Below are 24107 nucleotides of genomic sequence, written 5' to 3'. Positions count from 1 at the left end.
CGGGCCGAAGAGTCTGGGGGAAAACTCCGACCCGCGCCAGGTTCATGGGGTTGGCTAGCCGATAAGCTTCATGGCCTGCCAACCAGTGCCGAGGCTCGTGGGCGGAACGTTGGCGATAGTCCCGCTGCCGCTGCCCGGGTAGAGCCACAGGGTGTCTCCGATCCGGCCGATGACGTCGTTCTTGCCATCGCGGTCGAGGTCCCGGGGTCCTGCGATCCATGTTCGGTTGTCCCAACCTGCGGAGATCTGCTTCCACTGGAGCCATCCGCGGTTTCCGTCGCCCGGGTAGAGCCAGAGGGCGCCTGTATCCGCGCGCCTGGCCAGCACATCTGTCGTACCATCTCCATTAAAGTCCCCCGTGCTGAGAATTGCATTCATAACATTCCAGCCGGTTCCAATCGTGGTTGGTGCACGGAGGCCGCCGCTGCCCGTGCCCTCGTAAAGTCGCAGGTCGCCGCCGCTCCTCCTGGCGATGACATCCGGGATGCCGTCGCCGCTGAAGTCGCCGGGGGAGAACAACTGGCTCATGGTGCTCCATCCGGTGCTCACCTGGACCCGTGCGCCGAAACTGCCGGCGCCGTCACCGGGGTAGAACCACAGGACATCTCCCGCCCGGGCGAGCAGGTCCGGCTTGCCGTCCCTGTTGAAATCGCCGGGGGTGATGATGTCGGTGACCGTGGACCACTCCGGCGCGGCGAGGGCGGTCTGTCGTGGCCCGAGGCCGCCTGCGCCGTCACCGGGGTAGAGGTACAGGTTTCCGGCAGTATCGGAGGACAAGACATCCGCTTTGCCGTCGCCATTGAAGTCATGGGACGACGGCGGTCCGGCTGCGGGAACGGTGTACGTCTGGGTTCCAACGGGCGAGGCGTTCCCCGCCGCGTCCACACCGATGTACTTCAGGTTCAACTGCGATGTCCCCATGACAATCGGAGCCGAATACTTGATGTTGGTGGCAGACTCCGTAGCCGTGGGCGTGCTGCCATCGGTGGTGTAGTAGATGCTGGCGCCGGGCTCATCGGCGGAGAGCGTGATGGTTGCCCCGCTGGCCAGCGCCCGGCTTGTTGGATTCGCTGTCACTACAGGCGCCCGCGTGTCAGGCGGGACAGTGTAGTTCTGGGTGACGACGTCGGAGACGTTTCCGGCAGGGTCCGTGGCAAAGAACTTGAGGGTCATAGGATCCGGGCCCGCGAACACGATAGGCGCGGAGTACACCAGGCCTGCAGCCAGGGGATCCGTTCCGTCCTTGGTGTACTTGATCACGGAGTTGGCCTCATTGGAGCTGAGGGTGATGCTGGTCCCCGCCGCGTAGGCGCCGCTGGGCGGGTTGGCCGTGACAACAGGCTTGGTCACGTCAGGGCCGGTGGAGTAGGTCTGGGTGACCACTGCGGATGGGTTGTTCGCAGCATCCACGGCGAAGTACTTCAGCGTGAGCGGACCATTCAGGGTGATCGGAGTGGCATACTTCGGGCTCGCTGTCGTGGGCGTTGCTCCGTCCACTGTGTAGTAGATGGTCGCGGGCTCGTTCGCGGCCAGCGTGACCTTCTGCCCGATGTCGTAGGTGCCGCCCGGAGGAGTGGCTGTCACTTCCGGTGCGATGACATCGGCCGTGATGTAGGCCTCGAACTCCGAGAGGCCCACGTTGGTGGTGGAACCGCTGACCGAGCTGATGTTGAAGCGGACCGAGCTGACGGTCCGCGCCGGGAAGTTCACAGTGAGTCCCGAGCCGTTGTTGGGCAGGGCTCCCACAGGCACGGTGCTGCCATCGGAGAAGGCAAGGTTGCCGCCGGTTACCTGATCGCTGAGGACCGGCCGGTCAAACAGTGTCACGGCGTTGATGGTCCGGGCGGGGGAGAAGTTGTACTGGATCCAACTCCCGGCTTTGCCACCATTTGTCACCCACTCGCGGCCGGCATCCATGGGGGAGCCCCATGCGTACCCATCCCGGGCCTTTTCGGGGCCCTGTGCCGAGGCCTTCTGGGATGAAGCGCTCACTGTGGTTCCGGCGGACTTGGCAGCGTTGCCCGTCCACTCAATGGCCGTAATGTATTGCCGCTTGAGCCAGTCACTGTAAGGGGGCGCCGGGCATGGAGTGTCGCAGAGGTACTTGTCGAAATCGGCGAACCGCACGAAGGTGTTCACCTTGTTGGTCAGGTCCGCACCGGTAACGTTCTGGGGGTATTCGTCAATCACGTAGGCGTCGTATGCCGAGGCTGTGTGCGGGCTCGTGTAGGCCCTGCTGGCCAACTGGGCAAACTTGGCCGTAGCCCAGTGGTCACTGTGGTCATAGGGGTCCTGGTAGCTGCCCGTCCAGTCCTGCGTGCGGAACGTGGTGGGTTGGTAGTTGGTTACGAGCTGGTTCAGGGTTGCCTGGAACTGGGCCTTGGTGAATGTTGCTGCGCCGTCAACCGGACGGATTGAGCTGAGCCTGCCGTCCCAAAGCTTCAAAATGCTCTGGCCGTTGTAGCGGCTGCTGCCTTTTCCATCGGGGAAACCATCCGGAAGCCGCATGAAAATGACAGAAACGTTGGGTGCCGCATTCAACGTCTGAAGCGTAAGGGGACGCCCCGGGACGCCCGCGTCAGAGGTGGTCCAGGCGTCGGCGACGCCCGCCATTTTGGCGTAGCTTGCCCGGATTCCGGCCTCGAGGCTGTTCCAATAGGCCGGTCCCTCACCTGCTTCTCCGGCGGTGGTGTAGACCGTCTGAACACAGCGTTTGGCCTGGATGTCCCGCATGAAATCCGGGCTGATGAAAATCAGGTCGTCATCCGTGTGGGCCACGATCTGCATTGCTCCACCAGTGCCCGGACACGGCGGGACGGCCGCCGAGGCAGGCGCAGCAATACCAACGGTGAGTGCTGTGAAGGCAACGGAGATACCCAGCAGGAAGCCAAGGATTTTTCTCGAGAAGGAACGGGTGCTGAACGCAGGGAAATGAGTACGACGCCGAGCGCATTTTGGACGGTCCACAACCATGCTCCTTGAGCAGATGTTGGGCCCCCCAGCCGGCACACTAGCAGTGATCGATACTGTACTCCTCATGAAAATCCATGGCTAGGGTCCGGCCCGGACAGCCCGCAGATACCAAGCAGCCCCGACTGCCGGGCCATTACGCTGAAACCATGAACCGCACCGCTCCGCTGAACCCGAGTCCGCGAACGCTCGACGTCGAAAGCGTGGTCCACTTCGACCGGCTGGTCAGTTCAGGGGCTGCATCAATGCATGGCTGGCACGCCCAGTCGTTGGACCTTCGGGGCTACTCGCGCCAACTCAAGGCGATGGATCCGCAGGGGGCGATCTTCCTGGGCTGCACGTTCGACGCCGGCATGGAAGAGAGCTTGCGAAGCCGCGGTGCGCTGATCTTCCCAAAACTGCTCGGCGTGCCCTTTGACCCGTATCGCGGGAGTCTCTACACCCCGGGGGAGCTCTACCAGGACATCTCCTCCACAGCGTACGAATCCACCCCTGACGCGCAGGTCTACCAGTGGAGCATCCTTCCCGGCCAGGGGAAGAGCCTCGATGCCACGCTCGCCGCCGCTCTTCACGACCACGCGATCGGCGACGCCTTGGACGAGGCCCTGGACAATGGCGTGTTCGCCGGCACAAAGATCGTCGGAGTCATGGGAGGCCACGCCGCCCAGCGCGGAACCACGGAATTCGCCGACGCCGCGCGCCTGGGCAGCCTGCTGGCCCGGGCCGGCTTCGCAGTCGCCACCGGTGGAGGTCCCGGTGCCATGGAAGCGGCCAACATGGGTGCTTACTTCAGCGGAAGGCCCGACGCCGAACTGGAAGCTGCGTTGGGGACGCTCGCCGAAGTGCCTGGCTTCAGGCCCTCGGTGTCGGCTTGGGCGCGACGCGCGGCGGCCGTCGTCGAACGTTATCCGGGCGGCACCCCGACGCTCGGCATCCCAACCTGGTTCTACGGCCACGAGCCACCCAACCTGTTCGCCACCCACATCGCCAAGTACTTCGCCAACGCCATCCGGGAGGCCATCCTCCTGGAACTGTGCAACGGCGGGATCGTGTTCCTGCCGGGGGCGGCCGGAACGGTGCAGGAAATCTTCCAGGACGCCTGCGAGAACTACTACGGCGCGCCGGAAACCATCACCCCCATGGTCCTGGTGGGGCGCGAGCACTGGGAACGGACCTACCCGGCGTGGCCCATGCTGCAGAGCCTGGCTGCGGGAAAGCCCATGGCGGACCGGATCTTCCTGGTGGACTCCGTGGAGGAAGCGCTCGCGGTATTGTCCTGATGAGCTTTCCCCGCCACGCCAGAAGCGCTCAGAAGTCCTTGCTGCAAGGACCCGAACCGAGCTTTGCCAACCCTGTCCGGTCGCCTGCAGCGTAGTCCCGGACCCAGGAGGCCTGGCCGTACATGAGCTGCCGGGGGTCGTCCACGTGGTCCAGGCCTACCAGGTGGCCGAGTTCGTGCATGATGACCGCCACGCCGATTTCGTCGCCGCTGGGGGTGTCCACGATTGCGGCGAACTGCGGCGCATCCAGCGATACCGTCCCAGTCACGTAGGCCTTGTAGCCGTTACTCAGGCCAATGGAGGAGCTGCCGCCAAGCCCCACTGTTTGGCCGGTAAGGCGCGGTACTTGCTCGGGTGTGCTCCACGCGATCAGCACAGGCGCCCAACGGTCGCCGTACCGTGCAGGTTGGTAGCCGGAACGGTTGGGGGAAGGGACCTCGGAACTGGGTCCGTCGTAGATGAACTTCAATCCCGTGGCCAGGCTGGCTTGCCGCACGGCCTCTTCGACCAAGGCTTGCCAGGACGCGGGCGCGAGATCCGAATTCACCACGTAATGGATCGGCCTGCACGGTGAGTACGCCAGTGGTGTCCCGTCCTCCTTGACTGCCAGGAATTTATACGAGCTGCTGGTTTGGAGCAATGGAGGCGGCGTTCCCAGCGGCGCATCGGCTTCTTCGCGGCCGGGCAAGGGCTCGTCCCGTTGCCCGAAAGGGACCAACCCGGGCCGTGGCGGCTGGCTCTGGGTTTGGGACGATCCGTACAGGAACTGTTGCAGTTCGCCGCCGAAATAGGCCCCGGCGCAGACAAGGCCCAGGACGCCGAGCAGGAACAGTATGGCGGCGATGCTGCTGTGCTTGATGGGCGGGCGCGGCTCAGGCGGCTCGCGCGGCTCAGGCGGCTCGTGCGGACCTGGCGGCTCCTGCGGACCTGGCGGCTCCTGCGGACCTGGTGACGACGGAAGGAAACGGGGCCGGGAGGGATCCGGGTCCGGCCACTGGGACGGCCCATAAGGTTCCATGGAACCCCCTGACGTGGTGGCCGCGGACTGGCGGTGGGGCGCCGCCGTCGGCCGTAACCGCCAGCATAAGTCCAGCGTCGTCCGGAGTCCATGGCGCAACAGCGAGCAACCCCGGCGCGGCTAGATGTCCTTGCGGCAGGGGGCGGACGCCAGGAGGTGGAGTCCGTTCAGGTCGCCGGCGGCAAGGCCGTCGGGTGCTCCGATTTCCGGGTACATGAGCTGGATGGGATCGTCCACGTGGTCCAGGCCCATCACATGTCCCAGCTCATGCTGCATGACGGCAAGGACGTAGTCCGAGCCGCCCGGGTCTTCGAGGAGTTCGGCCACCTGGGGTGTGTCGAGTTCCAGGCTCCCGGTGATGTAGCTCTTGGGGCCCTTGTCCAGGGAATACATGGTGCTTCCGCCGGTGCCGATGACCTTGCCTTCCAGCGCTGGCGCTACCTCGGGTGTTGTCCAGGAAATCAGCAAGGGGGCCCACCGGTCGCCGTAACGGTTTGGCTGGTAGGGCTCGCGCCGGTCCACGGGTTGTTCATCGGTGGTTCCATCGTTGACGAACTGGATCCCGGAGGCTGCCGAGATGTTGGCGATGGCCGTGGAAAGCAGCGCATCGGTTCCTTCGGGCGCAGAGGCTTTGTTCACCACGTAGTGCAGCGGGCGGCAAGGGGAGTAGCCCACGGGAGTGCCGTCGTCGTTGGTGGCCAGGAACTTGTACGAATCGTTGGTGGTGCCGGGCGTGGTCGGCGAGGCCAGAGGAGCGTCCGCTTCCTCAAGTCCCGGGGGTGGTGCGTCCGGAACACGGGCGGCGGTTGGCTGGACTTTCCCAATGTTGGGGCCTCCCGGAACGCTGACGCCCGGGAAGAGTGCTGTGATCCGGTGGTCGCCGTTCAGGAATCCTGTCACCAGGACCGCTACAACTGCGGCGACGACTGCCCCGAGCAGGCCGCGGAGAACGCGCCCGGCTGTTCCGGTGCGCCGGTGCCTTGGCACACGCGTTGCTTCCCGCTCCGAGTCCACGGTTCTCCATTCCTCATGCCCTTGGTCACGCAGGGCAGCGCGGAGGACGAACCAACATTACGGTCTGCCGGCGGAGCCGTCCAAACTCAGACGATCGCTGCGCCGAACAGCAATCCAAGCCCATAGGTGGCAGCCGCTGCTCCCAGCCCAATGGCCAGCTGCCGCAGACCGCGGCTGAGGGGTGAAGTTCCGGACAGCAAACCCACGACGGCGCCAGTCGCCAACAGCGCGATACCCACCAGGACACCTGCTACCAGGAGGGCGGCCATGCCCGTCATGCCAAAGATGAAAGGAAGGATGGGCACGATGGCACCGGAAGCGAAGAAGCAGAAGCTGGACATCGCAGCGCCCCAGGCCGATCCCACGGATTCGTGCTCGTCGGCCACCGGCTTTTCGGGCTGCAAGGAAAGGCTGGGGTCGCAGTCGCAGCTGAACAATCCCATGCGCTCGGCTGCGCGGTGCTCGGCAGCTTCCCGGGTCATGCCGCGTGCCAGGTATACGAGGACCAGTTCGTTGTGGTCGATGTCCAGTGATGGTGCTGCGGTGAGTGTGGCCTGGGTGGGGAGGGTGGCATTGAGCAGTTCGCGTTGTGAGCGGACGGACACGTATTCGCCGGCGCCCATGGACAGTGCGCCGGCCAGCAATCCGGCCACGCCGCTCATAAGCACCACGGAGCTCGACACGCCAGTGGCGGCCATGCCCATCACCAGCGAAAGGTTGCTTACCAAGCCGTCGTTTGCGCCGAAAACGGCCGCGCGGAAGGTCCCCGAGAGCCTGTTGCGTCCCCGGGTGGCCAGACCCCGGACGACTTCCTCGTGGATCTGCTCATCTGCCACCATCGCGGGTGTGGCTGCGGGTTCGGTGCCGTACGGGGAGCGGCCCTCTGCACGCTGCGCCAGGGCAAGGACAAAGACGGACCCGAAGTTGCGGGCCAGGAAACCCAGGAACTGGCTGCGGGCGGAAGCCGCTTTGGGCATTCCGGCGTGTTCTCCCAGGAGTTTGAGCCAGTGTGCCTCGTGCCGTCCTTCGGCCTCGGCCAAAGCCAGCAGGATCTGGCGTTCCTCCCCATCGCGGCGCTGGGCGAGCTCACGGTAGACCGCGGCTTCAGCGCGTTCGTCGGCCAAGTATTGCCGCCAGCGCCGTATGTCCGACGCCGTGGGTGCTGCGGGGTCTCCGGCCGTGTTGGCGGTTCCGGTTTCGGGGGTGGGGTCCGGAGCCGGGCTCGACGAACTGTGGGATTCCTGGTGCATCTGCACTTTATCTCCTGTGCTTGGTGGGGTTGTTGAGGCCCCATTGCACGGTCCACACTACCGCGTATTTGCGGGGATTTTTGGCTGGTATTCCTTAGCTGGAATGTTCGGTGCGCCGTAATCTCCGATCGCGGCCTGCCCTTTTGTGCGGCCTTCCTTGACCGCCGCTTGCGCCGGTGCCCAAGATGGAAGGACAGGGGCGGGGGACCTCCCCGCATTTGGCCAACGGGCCTTGAAGGGCCCACGGGACGGAGGTAGCAGCATGGACACCACCGAATCACACGCCAACTATCCGGAACGGACAACCATCGAGTCGGACCCGGCGTACGACTACGCCGAAGACCAGGAAGTGGATGAACCCTGGGTGGAGGAAGTGGACGCCCCCGAGGACGACGAACGCGTGGTGCCGATCGACGAAACCGAGGAATTCCGCGGCGAGGAAGAGGAAATCTAGGCCCCTTCCCGGCTGTCGAAGGTGAAGGTGCGTGGCTGGCCGTCCCGTTTCCCCACCGCGGCAATCGTGACCGTCAGCGTCCTGGAAGCCTCACACCACGTGGAAGGACGGACGGCCTGCGCCAGCGCGGCGGCGATCTGCCGCGGTTGGGGATGCCGGAAATGCATGGTGTTGTTCCTGGCCACTATGGTCACCGTGCCGAGGTAAAGGTCGACGGCGGGAATCACCGTGCCTGCCCGGGCGCCGGATGGGGTGCCACGGGCCGGGCGTGCGCTGCTTTGGCTGGTCTCGCTCTGGTATGGCAAGGTGCTGCTCCCGGGGAGTGTGCTCTTGCCCGCTCGGTTGTCTCAGGTCCGGGACGGGCCGCTTCCTCATCCGAACCACCCGTGAACATGGGGTTGGTGTGCGGCCAGTCGGAGCTTGGCGCCACATCTCTTGAAGCTGGGACAACAGTACCTCATACGCCCAGGCGCAAGGCGATACCCCGTGACGCAAGGCGATACCCCGTGGCGCAAGGCAGCCCTGGCTACTGCGTCCCGGACGCAAGCAAACGGCGGCGCTGCCCCGGAAAGGGGCGGCACCGCCGTCGTAAATTGCTTTATTCGGGTTCAGCTCTGTACGTTACTTGCTGCCGACCGGGTGAACTTCCGGCGGCAATTCCTCCGAAATTGCGCCGGCAACGCGCTTGTCCCAGGCTTCGCGGACAGTTGCGTCGGTAGGCGGCGTCAGCAGGGAGACCACGATGTAGACCAGCAGGGAGGCGCCGAGGCCCCAGTAGATGGGCTCGTTGGCGTAGACGCCATCTTCGCTGGGGATGGCACCAACCGCGTACATGATGAGCAGGGCAAGTGTCAGAACCGAGCCGACTGCCATGGACCATGCGGCAGCGATGCCCGTTCCGCGCTTCCAGACCAAGCCGCCAAGGATGGCGACCAGCAGGCCACCTACCAGGATGTCGTAGGCAATGGTGAGGGCGACAACCACGTCCTGGGCCGCCATGGAAATGAGTACGGCAACGATGCCCAGGCCCAGGACCCAGTAGCGGTTCGCTTTGACGTCGTGCTCGGGGTTTTCGGTGTCATCGGTGTTGATGGTCTTGCCGAACCAGCTGGCCACGAACGGGACGACGTCGGCGCGGGCCACCGTAGCGGCGGCGATCAAGGCGCCCGAAGCGGTGGACATCATGGCGGCAACGGCTGCTGCCATAACCAGGCCGCCGATGCCGACGGGCAGGATGTGTGTTGCGACCTCTGCGTAGACGACGTCCTTGCCGAGGTTGGCGACGTCGATGTTCGGGAGGGCGACGCGGGCTGCCAGGCCGATCAGGGCGCCGGCGATGCCGTACAGGATGCAGTAAACGCCTGCCGTGGCGCCGCCCCAACGGGCAACTGTGGGGGTCTTGGCGGTGAAGACGCGCTGCCAGATGTCCTGGCCGATCAGCAGGCCCAAGGTGTACACCACGAAGTAGGTGATGATCGTCTGGGCGCCGATGCCGTCGATCTGGAAGAAGGTGTCGTCCAGGCGTTGGCGGATGCCGTCCATTCCACCGGCCGCGTTCAAGGCGAACGGCAGCATCAGGAAGAAGATACCCACGGTCTTGATGAGGAACTGAACCTGGTCGGCCAAGGTGATGGACCACATGCCACCGATGGTGGAGTACACCAGTACGATGGCGCCGCCGACGGCGATGGCCATCCAGCGCTCCCAATCGAAGAGCACCACGAAGATGGTGGCGTACGCGCCGGTGGAGGTGGCACACAGCATGAGCGTGTAGGCCAGCATCACGATGCCCGAGGTTTGCGTGGCCTTGCTGCCGTAGCGGAGGCTCAGCATCTGGGAGACCGTGTAGATCTTCAGCCGCTGGATGGTGCCGGCGAACAGGAGGCTGAGCAGCAGTACGCCCGAGCCGATGGCCACGACGAGCCACATACCGGAGATGCCGAACTTGTAGCCGAGGCCCACGCCGCCCACGGTGGATGCGCCACCGAGAACAACCGCGGCCATGGTGCCGGTGTAAAGGAAGGGTCCCAGGCGGCGGCCGGCCACCAGGAAGTCGCTGTTGTTCTTGGTACGGGACTTGCCCCACCAGCCAAAGGCCAGCATGGCGAGCAGGTACACCACCACGATTGCGATATTAATAGCCGAAGATTCCATGAACGGTCCTTGGAGCTGATGCACGGAGGTTTGGGGTTTTCGACGATACTCCTGCGATGCGTCGAAGTCTCTGTGCGGATGATTGGAGATTGGGGTTTGAAGCTTGGGGATGTGTTGTGTGCCTCACAGACAACACTTGTTGCCTATGAGGATATGTTGTGATCGGAGTAACAGTCAAGATCCTTTGGGCATCGTTACGCCCGCAGTGGTCTCGTTGACGCGCCTCCCGGCTACTATTGCTCCAATGACAGGGCCACATGAAAGGCCTGAAAGGTTCGTGAATGAAGGCTCTCCCCGTTGAACCAAGCAATGTTCCCGTTGCCATCGGTTCCAGAATCCGCGCAGCCCGGCAAGCGCAGCGCCTCACTATCGAACAGGTAGCGGACGCGACCGGCCTGACCAAAGGCTTCCTGAGCCGTGTGGAGCGCGACCTGACATCGCCGTCAGTCGCTTCCCTGGTCACCCTGTGCCAGGTCTTGTCCGTCTCCGTGGGTGATTTGTTTGCCGCCCCGGAAACCCATCTGACCAGGCGTGACGATGGGCCCCGGATTTCCCTGGGTGGCCAGGGCATTGTGGAACGACTTTTGACTGCGCGCTCGGAGCGGCGCCTGCAGATCCTCCAAGCCACCATCGAGCCCCGGGGCCGTGGCGAGAACGAGCTCTACGCGGTGGACTGCGATGTCGATGTGCTGCACGTGGTCAAGGGCCGTATCAAGCTCATCCTGACCAATGAGGAGTATGACCTTGAGGAAGGGGACACGCTCTCCTTCCCTGGCCGCGAGCCCCACACCTGGATCAACCCGACGGACGAAACCGTGGAAGTGCTCTGGGTCCTGGTGCCCGCAGCAAGCCGCTGACTCCGCCCACTCCCCGCGATATGGCAGTTAATGCCAATGTTTACCCAAAACACTGTCATTAACTGCCATATCGGCGGGGTGGTTCGGGGCGGTCAGCCCACGTGGACCCAGGGGCGGCGGGTGATGTCCGGCTCGGCCTCCCTGAGTACCTCGCGGGTCACGGGCGCGATCTCCCCTTCACCGAAGAAGAGGAATTTGCTGAGGTTGGAGATCGGGTTGCCCTCGGTCCACCGGAAATAGATGTGCGGCATGAATCCGGTGACGTCGCGGATGTGGAGGAGTACTGCGGCCAGGGTGTTTGGCACATTGTTGCTGTGGACTTCCAGGATCTTGAACCCATGTCGTTCCTTGCCCACCACCTGGAGTTCCTGTTCGAAGTCGGAGCTGTCGTCCACGATGATTTCGATGAACACGGCGTCGCAGTCCAGGGGCAGGTGGTTGGCCTGCTGAGCATGCTGGAGCTTCTCCCTGTACCTGTCGGCGCTGAAGCGCTTGGGCTCGTGCGCGATGATCCGGACGGGTCCGTGCGTGTTGTTGGCCGTGAATTCCAGGGCTTTCTGGTCCATCCGGATGTGTGTCGCCCGCAGCTCGAAGGCTCGCCTCATGCGGGAAACGAAGCTGACGGCCAGGATGCCGAGGATGAAAAGCGCGGCGATTTTCAGGCCGTCGGGCCGCTCGATCGAGTTGACCACGGTGGTGTAGACGAACACCAGGGAGATGATCCCGAAGCCGATGACCTGTCCGCGTTGCTTCTTCCGCCGCGCGGACAGTGTGACGGCGATGGATGCCGAGGTGATCAGGACCAGTACGCCGGTGGCATAGGCGCCACCCTGGGCGTTGACATCGGCCTGGAAGATGATGGTGACGATGAAGGCAATCACCGTGAAGACGAGGACCAGCGGGCGGAGTGCCCGTACCCAGGCAGGTGCCATCCCGTAACGCGGCAGGTACCTCGGGACGAGGTTCAACAAGCCGGCCATGGCAGAAGCGCCGGCGAACCAGAGTATGGCGATGGTGCTGATGTCGTAAACGGTGCCGAAGCCATCACCAAGGAACTTGTGGGCGAGGTACGCCAGCGCGCGGCCATCGGCCTTGCCGCCGGGTTCGAATTCAGCCGCCGGGATCAGCATGACCGTGGTGAAACTGGAGGTGACCAGGAACGAGCTCATAATGATGGCGGCGGTAGTCAGGAGCTTGTGGGCGCCCTTGATGCGGCCTGCCGGATTCGCTTCGGTATCCGTGGGGTGGCCCTTGATCTGGGGCATCACAGCAACGCCCGTTTCAAAGCCGGAAAGGCCAAGTGCCAGGCGGGGGAACACCAGCAGTGCCAGCGCGACCATCATGATCGGGTCACCGTGGGAGGTGGTCAGTGCGGTCCACCAGTCGGTGATGACGCGGGTCTCGGTAAATACGTGGCCGATGGACACGGCGATGACCACAAGGTTCAGCAAAAGGAAGGCGCCCACCAGGACGACGGCGACGTTGATGGCTTCTTTGAACCCGCGCAGGAAGACGATACCCAGGCCGGCGATCAGCGCCAGGGTGATGACCACCTGTTGGCCTTCAAGGAACTCCGGCGCAAACGGGTTCTCAATGAGGTGGGCCGTTGCGTCGGCAGCGGACAACGTAATGGTGATCATGAAGTCCGTGGCCGCGAAGCCAAGCAGTGCCAGGACGAAAAGTTTTCCACCCCAGCGGGGGAGGAGCCGCTCCAGCATGGAGATGGAGCCTTCGCCCCGCGGACTTTCCCTGGCCACCCGGCGGTAGACGGGCAGCGCACCAGCCAGGGTAGCGATGACCAGAAGCAGTGTGGCCAAGGGGGACAGCAGGCCTGCGGCCAGCGCTGCGATGGCCGGTTGGTAGCCGAGGGTTGAGAAGTAGTCCAGGCCGGTGAGGCACATGACTTTCCACCAGGCCTGCGGCTTGTGGGAGTCCGAGGGGCGGCCGTGGGGGCCTTGCCGCTTGCCTGAGGTGTCCGGCATTCCTTCCAGCAGCCAGGGTTTGAGCTTGAAGGAGTTCTTTGGCCGGTTGGCCGGGTCGGCCGGAGGCCTCGACAGGGTGGTCACGGTGTCCTTTCGTGCAGCACGGTACTGCTTCCGGAAGGAGCGTATGGCGGCGTTCGACGCCGGGACACCGGTTTTTATGGAATCTTTACGCCCGCTGTGAGCGGGGTCATACCCCTACGGGAAGATGTAAACAAGTGATGCATATTAGACAACTTTGAGTGTATGATGGGTGTCACAGTCCGCAGATTCAACCCACCTATTCACTCAAGGAGTGGCGTACTTTGGAAGAGCTCCGTATCGAGGCCAACGGCAACCTGGGCCCCATTGATTCATCCCGCATCCCCCGGTACGCCGGTGCCGCCACCTACGCCCGCCTTCCCCGCCTCGACCAGGTCTCCAAGGCCGACGTCACGGTTGTCGGCGTGCCCTTCGACTCCGGTGTTTCCTACCGTCCCGGCGCGCGTTTCGGTGCAAACCACGTCCGCGAGGCCAGCCGTCTGCTGCGCCCGTACAACCCGGCCTGGGATGTCAGCCCATTCGAGAACATCCAGGTCGCCGACGCCGGTGACATGGCCGTGAACCCCTTCAACATCAACGAGGCCATCGAGACCATCCAGCAGAACGCGCTGGACCTCACCGCCAACGGCAGCAAGCTCGTCACCCTTGGCGGTGACCACACCATCGCCCTCCCGCTCCTCCGCGCAGCAGCAGAGCGCGCCGGCGAACCCATTGCCATGCTGCACTTCGATGCCCACCTGGATACCTGGGACACCTACTTCGGCGCCGAGTACACGCACGGCACCCCGTTCCGCAGGGCAGTCGAAGAAGGCATCCTGGACACGGAGGCCATCAGCCACGTAGGCACCCGCGGCCCGCTCTACGGCAAGAAGGACCTCGACGACGACCACCGCTTCGGCTTCGGCATCGTTACCTCCGCAGACGTCTATTACCAGGGCGTCCTGGAAACCGTGGCCAAGATCCGCGACCGCATCGGCAACCGCCCGCTGTACATATCCGTGGACATCGACGTCCTGGATCCGGCCCACGCCCCCGGTACAGGCACCCCTGAAGCCGGCGGCATCAGCAGCCGCGAACTCCTCGAAATCATCCGGGGCTTCCGCGGCATGAACCTCGTGGGTGCGGACGTCGTGGAGGTCGCCCCGGCCTACGACCACGCTGAAATCACCGGTGTCGCAGGCAGTCACGTGGCCTATGAACTCGTGACCCTCATGGCAGACAACGCCGTGGAAGGTGACCGCCACGGTGCCCCGAACGGTTACGCGCAGCAGGCACTCGGCGCCCGCATCGAAGAAATCGCCCATGCAACCGGAGCGCAGCGATGATCGATTTCGATCCCGGCACAGCAGCCCCTACTAAAGGGACCAACCAGCGCAACGGTGGGGACCTCGTCGTCGAAACCCTTGAAGCGCTGGGCGCGAAAACTGTTTTCGGTATCCCCGGCCAGCACGCGCTGGGTCTCTTTGATGCCATGGGCCGCGGCAACCTGCACTTCGTGTCCTCCCGCGTGGAGAACAACTCGGCGTTCGCCGCTGACGGCTACTCCCGCGCCACCGGTGAGGTGGGCGTTCTTTTTCTGTCCACCGGTCCCGGCGCCCTGACGTCCCTGGCCGGCCTCCAGGAGGCCTATGCCACGGGTGTTCCCATGGTGGTGGTTGCCAGCCAGATTCCGCTCGACGGCCTGGGCGCACGCCGTAAGGGCATGCTTCACCAGCTCGATGACCAGAAGGCATCGGCGGCGAACGTCACCAAGAGCCAGCGCCTGATCCAGCACGCTTCCGGCATCCCGTCGGCCATCCAGGATGCCTGGACCGAGGCGATTTCTTCGCCGCAGGGCCCGGTCTGGATCGAGATTCCGCAGAACGTCCTGTTGGATCCGATCATGGTTCCCCCTGTGGAAGACGCCCTCGCCGAGGCAGCGGACAACCCGCCGCGCGTCGAGTTGATCCGCGAGGCCGTGAAGTGGCTTTCGACGGCGGAACGTCCGGCGATCATCGCAGGCGGCGGAACCCGCCGTGGCAGGGCCGAGAAGTCGCTGCTCTCCATCGCTGAGCAGCTTCGGGCTCCGGTCATCTGCACCCCCGGCGGCAACGGTGCGTTCCCTTGGACCCACGAGTTGTCGCTGCAGTCCTGGATCGAGGACCGGTACATGACCGATGTCCTTGAAGACGCGGATGTGCTGATCGTCATCGGCTCTTCCCTGGGCGAAGTGACCTCGAACTACTTCACTTTCGAACCCCGCGGCCGCATCATCCAGATCGACGCCGAACCCCGGGTCCTGGAGTCCAACCGCCCCGGCCTTGGCATCCGTGCAGACGCCGGGCAGGCCTTGGCGGCACTGGACGAAGCACTCGCAGCAGCGGGGGCCGCGGACGCGTCAAAGCGGGACTGGCACGGCAGCAGCCCGGAAGACGTGGTCAAGGAGTCCCTCGCCAAGGTCCGCGCCCGCCTGGAATCGCAGGACCTGGCCAAGGAACTGAAGTTCATGTCCGACATCCGCGAGGCAGTCCCGGCTGACATGCAGACGTTCTGGGACATGACCATCTCCGCTTACTGGGGCTGGAGCTGTTGGGACGCCCGGCAGGGCCAGTTCCACTCGGCGCAGGGTGCCGGCGGCTTGGGTTATGGCTTCCCCGCAGCAATCGGCGGTGCCGTGGGCCTGGAAACCACGGGCAAGCACGGTAACCAGGCGCGCGTGCTCGCTGTTTCAGGTGACGGTTCCTCCATGTACTCCATCTCGGAACTCGCCACTGCCAAGCAGCACAACGTCCCGGTCACGTGGCTGATCGTGGACGACGGCGGCTACGGCATCCTGCGCGAATACATGGTGGGCGCTTTCGGCCAGGCCACCGCAACAGAGCTTGCCCGCCCCGACTTCGTCAAGCTGGCTGAGTCGTTCGGCGTCCCGGCCCGACGGGTCGCCCCGGAGGAAGTGGGGGACGCGCTCAAGGCGTCCTTCGAAGCGGACGGCCCCAACGTCGTCGTGGTTGAGACGCTGCTGAAGATGTTCGGCCCCACGCATCTGGGCGACTAGAAACCCACCAGTGAAACCCCCGCACAGTTATCTGTGCGGGGGTTTCGTGCGTTGTGGAGGACCAGGGCCCGGTTTCTTCTTTAGTTTCCCAAAGCAATCAATCTAGGTTATAGTTGCTTTAGGCAAACAAAAGGGGTGTTTTACATGTCTGTCGGTTCTGCCACAGCAACCGATCTTGTGCATCAGATCTTCGACCTGCAGCGGACTCTGCGCTGCGTGGTCACCGCCCACATGGCCCGCGTTCCCGACGTCGGAATGGCGGTCCAGGGTGTCATGCGGTTCATTGGCGAGGGGGAGACCCGTGCCACGCACCTGGCTGCGCGCTTGGGTGTGAGTGCGCCGGTCCTCAGCCGGCACATTGCGGAGCTGGAGGAACTCGGCTTCGTTGCCAGGCGGCCCGATCCGGCCGACGGCAGGGCGCAACTCCTGGCCCTGACCGAACGCGGGGCGGCGAAGCTGCATGAATTCGAAGAACAACGCAGCGTGAGACTGCGGGATTACCTGGCGGATTGGAGCGAGGCTGACGCCCTCGAGGCCTCCCAGGTCATCAACAAACTCACGGAGTCCCTCAAGGACTCAATCCGGGCAACGGCGGCCGGCTCCATCACGACAAACCAGACAGCTTAGGAGCCCACGCATGGCTAAACCAGCAACAGAAAACCCGACGGCGGTGGACGCCGCAGCGAAGGCTGCCGCGCCCATGACCCACCGCCAGATCATGGAAGCCCTTACGGGCCTCCTCGCGGCCTTCTTCACGGCGATCCTGAGCAGCACTATCGTTGCCAACGCGTTGCCCACGATCATGTCCGAACTCAAGGGCACCCAAACCGACTTCGCGTGGGTCATCACCGCAGCCCTTTTGGCCAACGCCGCAACTACGCCCATCTGGGGCAAGCTCGCGGACCTCTTCGACAAGAAGCTCCTTGTCCAGCTGAGCATCATCATCTTCGTGGCCGGCTCGGTGATGGCCGGCCTGTCCGAGACCATTCCGCTGCTTCTGACCGCACGCGTTATCCAGGGCATTGCCATGGGTGGCCTCACGGCACTGGCCCAGGCGATCATCGGCTCGATGATCCCTCCGCGTGACCGCGGCAAGTACTCCGGCTACATGGGTGCCGTCATGGCAGTGGGTACCGCCGGTGGACCTTTGCTGGGTGGTTTCATCGTTGACAGCCCGCTTGGCTGGCGCTGGACGTTCTTCGTCTGCGTTCCGCTCGCCGTCGTCGCCCTGATCCTGCTCCAGATCACCCTGAAGATCCAACACATCAAGCGCCCGGCCAAGATCGACTGGCTCGGTTCCATCCTGCTGACCTCGGGCGTGAGCCTGCTGCTCATCTGGGTTTCCTTCGCCGGCAACCCGGAGTACTACGACTGGGTTTCGTGGCAGTCCGCCCTCATGGTCGGTGGCGGCGTGGCCCTCCTTGCCCTCCTGGTGTTCGTGGAGACCAAGGTTGCCCAGCCGATCATCCCGCTCAAGATCATCTCCGAGCGCACCACGGCGTTGGCCATCGTCGCTTCTGTTGCCGTTGGTATCGCCATGTTCGGTTCGTCCACCTTCCTGGGCCAGTACTTCCAGGTGGCCCGTGGCGCAACGCCTACCGAAGCCGGCTTGCTGACACTTCCCATGATTGCCGGCAACCTCATCGGTTCCGTGGCGTCGGGCGTCCTGATCAGCCGCTTCGGTAAATGGAAGCGGTTCCTGATCGCAGGCTCGGTTCTCCTGATCGGTGGCCTGGCGTTCGCAGGGACCATGGACCACACCACTGAACTGTGGATCGTCGCGATTTACACGGGTGTGTTCGGCCTTGGGTTGGGCATGTTGATGCAGAACCTGGTGCTGGCCGTGCAGAACACTGTCCAGGCAAAGGACATTGGAACAGCCAGTGCTTCGGTAGCGTTCTTCCGTTCGGTGGGTGGCGCGATCGGCGTCTCGGTTCTCGGAGCCATCATGTCCAACCACGTGAAGGACCTGGCCCTCGAGGGCATGGCTGCGGCCGGTATCCCCGTCCAGGGTGGCGGTTCGGGAGCCAGCATGGACCTGGCGGATATGCCGGCTCCCATCGCTGACATCATGCGCGCGGCCTATGGTGACGCAACCGCGCAGATCTTCCTGATTTCCGCCATCATCAGCGTGGTGGCCCTCCTGGCGGTATTGTTCATCAAGGAACGCCCGTTGCGCCGCACGGTTGACGCGGCTCCGGAAAAGGAGCTCGTGGCCACGGCGTCGGGGGAGGCCGGCATGTCGCTGGACACCGCGTCCATGGACGCCGTGAAGACCCCCGACGACGACGCCAGCCACCTGGGTGCCCGTCGTCCCCTTTCGGGGGCCGATCGTGAGGTACGGCCGGAGAACCCGGGTTCGGACCTTGACCTTGAGTTCGCCCGGATCCTTACCCAGGAGCGTTCGCACGCCACGTCCGATGTGAAGGAAGTGCAGGAGCAGCTGACGCGTACCCAGTACGTTCTGGCAGAACAGCAACTCCAGCTCAGCCGGGCCAACGTGGAACTGCAGGCACGCCTGCGGGAGCAGCAGAGCATTGCCGAGCAGCAGGCAGCCACCGTGGAGGAACTGGCTGCGCTCCGCAAGCAGCTCAAGCGCGAACGCAGGCAACAGGAACGTGTGGCGTTGCTTCTCCTCCAGGGTGTTGAAGCCCGTCAGGAACACGGAAAGCACGCAGGCTAGAACCTGCTGCACCAAAGCGCCGGCTGGGATTCCAGCCGGCGCTTTGCCGTGTTTCGGCATCCTCCTGCACCGGAGGGAGCAGCCACGACACGGGAAATACTCCGCTGGGATGATCTTTGCCCGAAGTTGTTTCGCCGGGGCAACGGATTTCGTAGAGTGGGGAGGCTAATACTGTCAGCCCCTGCTGCAAAACTTTCTTACGTCACATTAACGCACTCTTTCTAAGGACCCGTGGGCATGCTTGTCACCCTGATACGGCGCTACTCAAAGCCGTATTTGCCGCAGATTGTGGCCGTGCTGATTTTTCAGCTGGCGTCCACCATCGCCACGCTCTACCTTCCCAGCCTCAACGCCAAAATCATCGATGAGGGGGTCTCCCGCGGCGACACCGATTTCATCTGGCAAACCGGTGCGCTCATGCTCGCAGTTGCCCTTGGACAAGTACTCACCGCCATCACCGCCGTGTACTTCGGCGCCCGTGTTGCCATGGCCATCGGCCGCGACCTCCGCCGGAGCGTGTTCCGCCAGGTCAGCAGCTTTTCCGCCCAGGATGTCAACCGCTTTGGCGCCCCCACCCTGATTACCCGCGGCACCAACGATGTCCAGCAGGTGCAGATGCTCGTGCTGATGGGCCTGAACTTCATGGTCTCAACGCCCATCATGTGCGTTGGTGGCATCATCATGGCGCTCCGCGAAGACCTCAGCCTTTCCTGGCTCGTCTGGGTCGCCGTTCCGGTTCTGGTGGCGGTAGTGGGCTACCTCGTGGTCCGCCTGATGCCCTTGTTCCGTTCCATGCAGACCAAGATCGATGCCATCAACGGCGTTCTTCGCGAGCAGATCATCGGCATCCGCGTGGTGCGCGCTTTTGTTCGTGAACCCCACGAGGCCAAGCGTTTCGGTGATGCCAACCAGGACCTCACGGCCGTATCGGTGAAAATCGGCAACCTGTTTGTCCTGATGTTCCCGGCTATTGGCATGATCCTGCACCTGTCCACTGCGGCCGTCCTGTGGTTCGGTGGCCAGCGCGTTGATACCGGTGACATGCAGGTGGGTTCCCTGACGGCCTTCCTGCAGTACCTCCTGCAAATTCTCATGGCCGTCATGATGGGAACGTTCATGGCCATGATGATTCCGCGCGCATCCGTCTGCGCAGACCGCATCGGCGAGGTCCTGGACGTGGAGCCGTCCATCCACAACCCCTCCTCCCCAGTGGTACCTGCAGAAAAGAAGGGACGCGTGGAATTCCGCGACGTCACCTTCAAGTACCCGGGCGCAGAGGCACCCGTATTGAGCAATATCTCCTTCACGGCAGAACCGGGCAAGACGCTCGCCATCATCGGTTCCACCGGCGCGGGCAAGACCACCTTGGTCTCGCTGCTGCCGCGGCTTTACGACGTCGCCTCGGGTGAGGTCCTGCTCGACGGCGTTCCCGTCACCGAAATGGACGCCTCGGAAATCACCAGCCGTGTCTCTTCCGTTCCACAAAAGCCGTACCTGTTCTCCGGAACCATTGAGCACAACCTGCGCTTCGGCAAGCCCGATGCCACGGACGAGGAACTGTGGGAAGCCTTGGAAACGGCACAGGCCAAGGGTTTCGTGGAGGAGAAGTCCTCCGGCCTTAACCGCAGGATCGCACAGGGCGGCACCAACGTCTCCGGTGGACAGCGCCAAAGGTTGTCCATCGCCAGGGCGCTGGTGACGAAGCCAAATGTGTACCTGTTTGATGATTCTTTCTCGGCGCTGGATGTCGCTACCGACGCCAGGCTCCGAAAAGCCCTGAAGGGCAAGACCAAGGACGCCACGGTCATCATCGTGGCCCAGCGGGTTTCGACCATTGCGGACGCTGACGAGATCCTGGTACTGGACAACGGCCGCATTGTTGACCGGGGAACGCACGACGAACTACTGGAGACGTCACCCACGTACCAGGAAATCGTCGAGTCCCAGCTGAGCGTGGAGGAAGTGGCATGAGCGGGGAGAACCAGCAGAAGAAGCGTGGCTGGGCTGCCAAGGCACAGGCCGCGAAGGACGCCAAGGCAACTGCGGCCGCGGAGGTTGCAACCGAAGCGTTGGATGACGACGATTTCGTTGAGGAAGAGTACGTGCCCTCCGAAGCCGACGGCGGCATGTTCGGGGACGTTCCTGCGAAGAAGGCCAAGGAATTCTGGCCTTCCGCCAAGCGGCTCATGGGCCTGTTGAAGCCTGAACGCGTGGGCGTGTTCATCGTGATCGGGCTTGTGATTGTTTCCGTGGTCCTGAACGTGATCGCACCAAAGATTTTGGGCAGCGCGATGGACGTCATCTTCGGCGGCGTCATGGGCAAGCAGATTCCCCCGGGCGTATCGCAGGAACAGTTCGTTGAGCTCATGCGCCAGCAGGGCCAAGGGAACTTTGCCGACATGGTGTCCAAGATGGAACTCACCAACGGCATCAACTTCTCCAAGCTGACGTTCCTGATCTCGATCGTGCTGCTCATGTACTTCGTGGCCAACATCTTCCTGTGGGCACAGGGTTGGTTGCTCAACAGGATCGTCATGCGGGTCATCAAGAAGCTCCGCAACGACGTCCAGGCCAAGCTCAACCGGCTTCCACTGAACTATTTCGATACCCGGCAGCGCGGCGACATCCTGTCCCGTGTAACCAATGATGTCGATAACGTCCAGCAGGGCCTCCAGCAGGCCTTCTCCCAGCTGGTCAGTTCCGTGCTCACCGTCCTGGGCATCACGGTCATGATGTTCATCGTGTCGTGGGAATTGGCGCTCATCGCGTTGATCGCCCTTCCGCTCTCCGGTGTTGTTGCCGGCGTCATCGGGGCACGCAGCCAGAAGCTGTTCTCGGCACAGTGGAAGAACACGGGCGCCTTGAACGGGCAAATCGAGGAGTCGTTCTCCGGCCACGACCTCGTGAAGGTGTTCGGCCGCGATGCCGACATGCTGACGCGCTTTGATGAGAAGAACGAGGAACTCTACAAGGCATCCTTCGGCGCGCAGTTCGTTTCGGGCGTGATCTTCCCCGCCATGAACTTCGTGTCGTACTTGTCCTATGTGGGAATCGCCGTCGTGGGTGGCCTCCGGGTTGCCTCCGGTTCCATGAGCCTGGGCGATGCCACTGCCTTCATCCAGTACTCACGTGAGTTCACCCAGCCACTGGGCCAGATCGCTGGCATGGCCAACATGCTGCAGTCCGGTGTCGCGTCTGCTGAGCGTGTCTTCGAATTCCTGGATGCGGATGAGGAGGTCGAAGAGAATGGTACGCGCCATCTGCCTGCCAAGACTGACGGCCATGTGGAGTTCGAACACGTCTCGTTCAGCTACGTCGAGGACAAGCCGCTGATTGAGGACCTGTCCTTCAGCGCCGAACCTGGCCACACTGTGGCGATCGTGGGTCCGACTGGCGCAGGCAAGACCACCCTGGTGAATTTGGTGATGCGTTTCTACGAGCTCAATTCCGGTCGGATCACCCTCGACGGCGTGGACATCAAGGACCTCACACGTTCCGAGCTCCGGTCCAAGGTGGGCATGGTGCTGCAGGATGCCTGGCTCTTCGGCGGCACCATCTACGACAACATCAAGTACGGCAAGCTGGACGCTACCGAAGAGCAGATCATGGAAGCAGCCAAGGCCACATACGTGGACCGCTTTGTCCGTGCACTGCCGGACGGCTACCAGACGGTCATCGACGAAGAAGGCAACAACGTCAGTGCCGGTGAGAAGCAGCTCATCACCATCGCCCGCGCGTTCGTGTCCGATCCCTCGTTGCTGATCCTGGACGAAGCCACGAGCTCGGTGGATACGCGTACGGAACTGCTGTTGCAGAAAGCCATGGCGGCGCTGCGAACCGACCGGACCAGCTTCGTCATTGCCCACCGCCTGTCCACCATCCGCGATGCCGATACCATCCTCGTGATGGAGAATGGCCGCATCGTTGAGCAGGGCAATCACACTGAGCTGCTTGCGCTGGAGGGCGCGTACTACCGCTTGTACATGTCCCAGTTCGCTGGCGAAGAAGAGACTGCGGTTGACGATTCGACGGCGGTGCACAGCTGAGCGGGGAACCCCTGAATGAGTCCGTGGAACCCCGGCGCATTGAGGTCCTGGTACCCATGCGCTGGGGTGACATGGATGCATACGGCCATATCAACAATGTCCAGATCGTGCGCATTCTCGAGGAAGCCCGCATCGCAGCCTTCGGGCCACCGAGCGGTGCGGGCCTTCCCGGCGTAGAGCCTCCGGGTGCCCTCTTCAACGATGTTGAGGAGGGCACCATGACACTGGTGGTGGAGCACAAAGTCCGCTATGTCCGGACGTTGGACTACCGCAACATTCCGGCAGTAGTAGAGATCTGGGTGGGTGCCATCAAGGGGGCCAGCTTCGATCTTCACTATGTCATCAAGGATCCTGTGACCCGGGAAGACTGCGTCAAGGCAACCACCCACCTGGCCTTCGTCGCGGAGGCTACCGGGCGCGTACTGAGGCTCACGCCTGCACAAAAGGAAAAGCTGGAAAGGTATAAGGCCTGACGTTCCGGGCACGTAGAGTTTCACCATGAAACTTGAAATCGCCGTGGTCAGTGCTGCCGGTGCAGGCGTGGCTGCCGCCGAGGGCGCCCATCGCGTCGAACTCTGCAGCAGCCTTGAACTCGGTGGCGTGACGCCCAGCCAAGGGCTCCTGGAAGCGAGCATGGAGCACGTGGACGGGCGCCTGGAGATCCATCCGCTGGTCCGCTGCCGTCCAGGCGACTTCCTGTACTCGGCATCGGATATCGACACCATGGTGCATGAGGTGAAGCATCTGTTGCTGGAGGGGGCGCACGGGGTTGTCATCGGGGCACTGACACCCAATGGGGGCGTGGACGTTCACAGCGTCCAACGCCTGCTGGAAGCGGCAAGGGAGGCCAACCCGGAGGCCCAAGTGACTTTTCACCGGGCCATCGACCAGTCCCAGGACCCGCTGGCTGCCCTGGACCAGCTGGTGGAACTGGGTTTCACCAGGGTCCTCACTTCAGGGCACGCAGCCACGGCCGGAGCAGGCCTTGCCACGTTGGCCACCATGGTGGAACAGGCAGGACAGGTGCTGGAGATCATGGCCGGCGGCGGGTTGGCCTTGGAGGACATCCCGGCCATGCATGCAGCCGGCCTGTCGGCAGTCCACCTTTCCGCCAAGAGGACAGTCTCCACTCTCAAGCAGGGAACCATCTCCTTGGGCACCCAGGACGGCAGTGATCCCACCGCTTACACGGTGACCGATCGGGAAGCCGTCCGTGCCGCGAAAGCGAAAATCAACGCGTTGAACCTCGGCGACGACCCCCATTGATTTACGGTTCCAACACCCGGTAACGAGCGCCGGACATTGGCAGCACTCTCCTGATCG

The 24107-nt window shown here is 63.4% G+C and carries 19 protein-coding genes and 1 riboswitch; of the genes, 12 read left to right on the top strand and 7 right to left on the bottom strand.

Annotated elements, in window-relative coordinates; all coding sequences use genetic code 11:
- Positions 1-54 precede the first annotated feature (54 nt).
- Positions 55-2973, bottom strand: coding sequence for a chitobiase/beta-hexosaminidase C-terminal domain-containing protein (locus AB0N72_RS06655; protein ID WP_363930175.1), 2919 nt, complete (start codon positions 2971-2973; stop codon positions 55-57).
- A gap of 146 nt (positions 2974-3119) precedes the next feature.
- Here AB0N72_RS06655 and AB0N72_RS06650 point away from each other — a divergent pair, with 146 nt between their 5' ends.
- Complete coding sequence (locus AB0N72_RS06650; protein WP_363930174.1) at positions 3120-4250, top strand: Rossmann fold nucleotide-binding protein; 1131 nt, start codon at positions 3120-3122, stop codon at positions 4248-4250.
- 28 nt (positions 4251-4278) lie between these two features.
- Here AB0N72_RS06650 and AB0N72_RS06645 read toward each other — a convergent pair whose 3' ends face one another.
- The gene (locus AB0N72_RS06645) at positions 4279-5268 is read right to left on the bottom strand and encodes a matrixin family metalloprotease (protein WP_363930173.1); all 990 of its coding nucleotides are present in this window, start codon (positions 5266-5268) and stop codon (positions 4279-4281) included.
- On the opposite strand from AB0N72_RS06645, the gene AB0N72_RS06640 reads away from it, so the two are divergent.
- Positions 5267-5392 carry a hypothetical protein gene (locus AB0N72_RS06640; RefSeq protein WP_363930172.1) on the top strand — a complete coding sequence of 42 codons (126 nt, stop codon included), beginning with the start codon at positions 5267-5269 and terminating at the stop codon, positions 5390-5392. The two genes, AB0N72_RS06645 and AB0N72_RS06640, sit on opposite strands and share 2 nt — an antisense overlap.
- Here AB0N72_RS06640 and AB0N72_RS06635 read toward each other — a convergent pair.
- Positions 5389-6282: a matrixin family metalloprotease gene (locus tag AB0N72_RS06635; RefSeq protein WP_363930171.1), complete on the bottom strand. Its 894-nt coding sequence runs from the start codon at positions 6280-6282 to the stop codon at positions 5389-5391. The two genes, AB0N72_RS06640 and AB0N72_RS06635, sit on opposite strands and share 4 nt — an antisense overlap.
- 86 nt (positions 6283-6368) lie before the next feature.
- Positions 6369-7532 (bottom strand): VIT1/CCC1 transporter family protein, encoded by a 1164-nt coding sequence (locus AB0N72_RS06630; protein WP_363930346.1) that lies wholly within the window; start codon positions 7530-7532, stop codon positions 6369-6371.
- A 262-nt stretch (positions 7533-7794) separates the two neighbouring features.
- Between AB0N72_RS06630 and AB0N72_RS06625 the strand changes: the two genes are divergently transcribed.
- Complete coding sequence (locus tag AB0N72_RS06625) at positions 7795-7986, top strand: hypothetical protein (protein ID WP_363930170.1); 192 nt, start codon at positions 7795-7797, stop codon at positions 7984-7986.
- Here AB0N72_RS06625 and AB0N72_RS06620 read toward each other — a convergent pair.
- Both AB0N72_RS06620 and AB0N72_RS06615 read right to left on the bottom strand, forming a co-directional pair.
- Positions 7983-8291, bottom strand: a complete 309-nt coding sequence (locus tag AB0N72_RS06620) for a hypothetical protein (RefSeq protein WP_363930169.1) — start codon at positions 8289-8291, stop codon at positions 7983-7985. The genes AB0N72_RS06625 and AB0N72_RS06620 overlap by 4 nt on opposite strands.
- Before the next feature lie 16 nt (positions 8292-8307).
- Positions 8308-8427, bottom strand: a riboswitch (SAM riboswitch).
- A gap of 180 nt (positions 8428-8607) precedes the next feature.
- The gene (locus AB0N72_RS06615; protein ID WP_363930168.1) at positions 8608-10140 is read right to left on the bottom strand and encodes a sodium:solute symporter; all 1533 of its coding nucleotides are present in this window, start codon (positions 10138-10140) and stop codon (positions 8608-8610) included.
- A 281-nt stretch (positions 10141-10421) separates the two neighbouring features.
- On the opposite strand from AB0N72_RS06615, the gene AB0N72_RS06610 reads away from it, so the two are divergent.
- Positions 10422-10997: a cupin domain-containing protein gene (locus AB0N72_RS06610; RefSeq protein ID WP_018777077.1), complete on the top strand. Its 576-nt coding sequence runs from the start codon at positions 10422-10424 to the stop codon at positions 10995-10997.
- A gap of 92 nt (positions 10998-11089) precedes the next feature.
- Here AB0N72_RS06610 and AB0N72_RS06605 read toward each other — a convergent pair whose 3' ends face one another.
- Positions 11090-13063: an amino acid transporter gene (locus AB0N72_RS06605; RefSeq protein WP_363930167.1), complete on the bottom strand. Its 1974-nt coding sequence runs from the start codon at positions 13061-13063 to the stop codon at positions 11090-11092.
- Positions 13064-13284: 221 nt separating this feature from the next.
- Here AB0N72_RS06605 and speB point away from each other — a divergent pair, with 221 nt between their 5' ends.
- From speB to AB0N72_RS06565, 8 genes are all read left to right on the top strand, one after another.
- Positions 13285-14346 (top strand): agmatinase, encoded by a 1062-nt coding sequence (gene speB / locus AB0N72_RS06600; protein ID WP_363930166.1) that lies wholly within the window; start codon positions 13285-13287, stop codon positions 14344-14346.
- Positions 14343-16055 carry a thiamine pyrophosphate-binding protein gene (locus tag AB0N72_RS06595; RefSeq protein ID WP_363930165.1) on the top strand — a complete coding sequence of 571 codons (1713 nt, stop codon included), beginning with the start codon at positions 14343-14345 and terminating at the stop codon, positions 16053-16055. Before speB ends, AB0N72_RS06595 begins: the two co-directional genes overlap by 4 nt.
- 144 nt (positions 16056-16199) lie before the next feature.
- Positions 16200-16682 (top strand): MarR family transcriptional regulator, encoded by a 483-nt coding sequence (locus tag AB0N72_RS06590; protein ID WP_363930164.1) that lies wholly within the window; start codon positions 16200-16202, stop codon positions 16680-16682.
- Positions 16683-16692: 10 nt separating this feature from the next.
- Positions 16693-18738, top strand: coding sequence for an MFS transporter (locus AB0N72_RS06585; protein ID WP_363930163.1), 2046 nt, complete (start codon positions 16693-16695; stop codon positions 18736-18738).
- Positions 18739-18975: 237 nt separating this feature from the next.
- The gene (locus tag AB0N72_RS06580; protein ID WP_363930162.1) at positions 18976-20709 is read left to right on the top strand and encodes an ABC transporter ATP-binding protein; all 1734 of its coding nucleotides are present in this window, start codon (positions 18976-18978) and stop codon (positions 20707-20709) included.
- On the top strand, positions 20706-22784 hold the full coding sequence (locus tag AB0N72_RS06575) for an ABC transporter ATP-binding protein (RefSeq protein ID WP_363930161.1): 2079 nt from the start codon (positions 20706-20708) through the stop codon (positions 22782-22784). Before AB0N72_RS06580 ends, AB0N72_RS06575 begins: the two co-directional genes overlap by 4 nt.
- A 56-nt stretch (positions 22785-22840) precedes the next feature.
- Positions 22841-23257: a thioesterase family protein gene (locus AB0N72_RS06570; protein ID WP_363930345.1), complete on the top strand. Its 417-nt coding sequence runs from the start codon at positions 22841-22843 to the stop codon at positions 23255-23257.
- 25 nt (positions 23258-23282) lie between these two features.
- Positions 23283-24050 carry a copper homeostasis protein CutC gene (locus tag AB0N72_RS06565; RefSeq protein ID WP_363930159.1) on the top strand — a complete coding sequence of 256 codons (768 nt, stop codon included), beginning with the start codon at positions 23283-23285 and terminating at the stop codon, positions 24048-24050.
- Positions 24051-24107: the final 57 nt, after the last annotated feature.

Source organism: Paenarthrobacter sp. NPDC089307 (assembly GCF_040685055.1).
Lineage (GTDB): Bacteria > Actinomycetota > Actinomycetes > Actinomycetales > Micrococcaceae > Arthrobacter.
The sequence above is the reverse complement of the archived record's forward strand: the minus strand, read 5'-3'. Positions and strand labels throughout refer to the sequence as shown.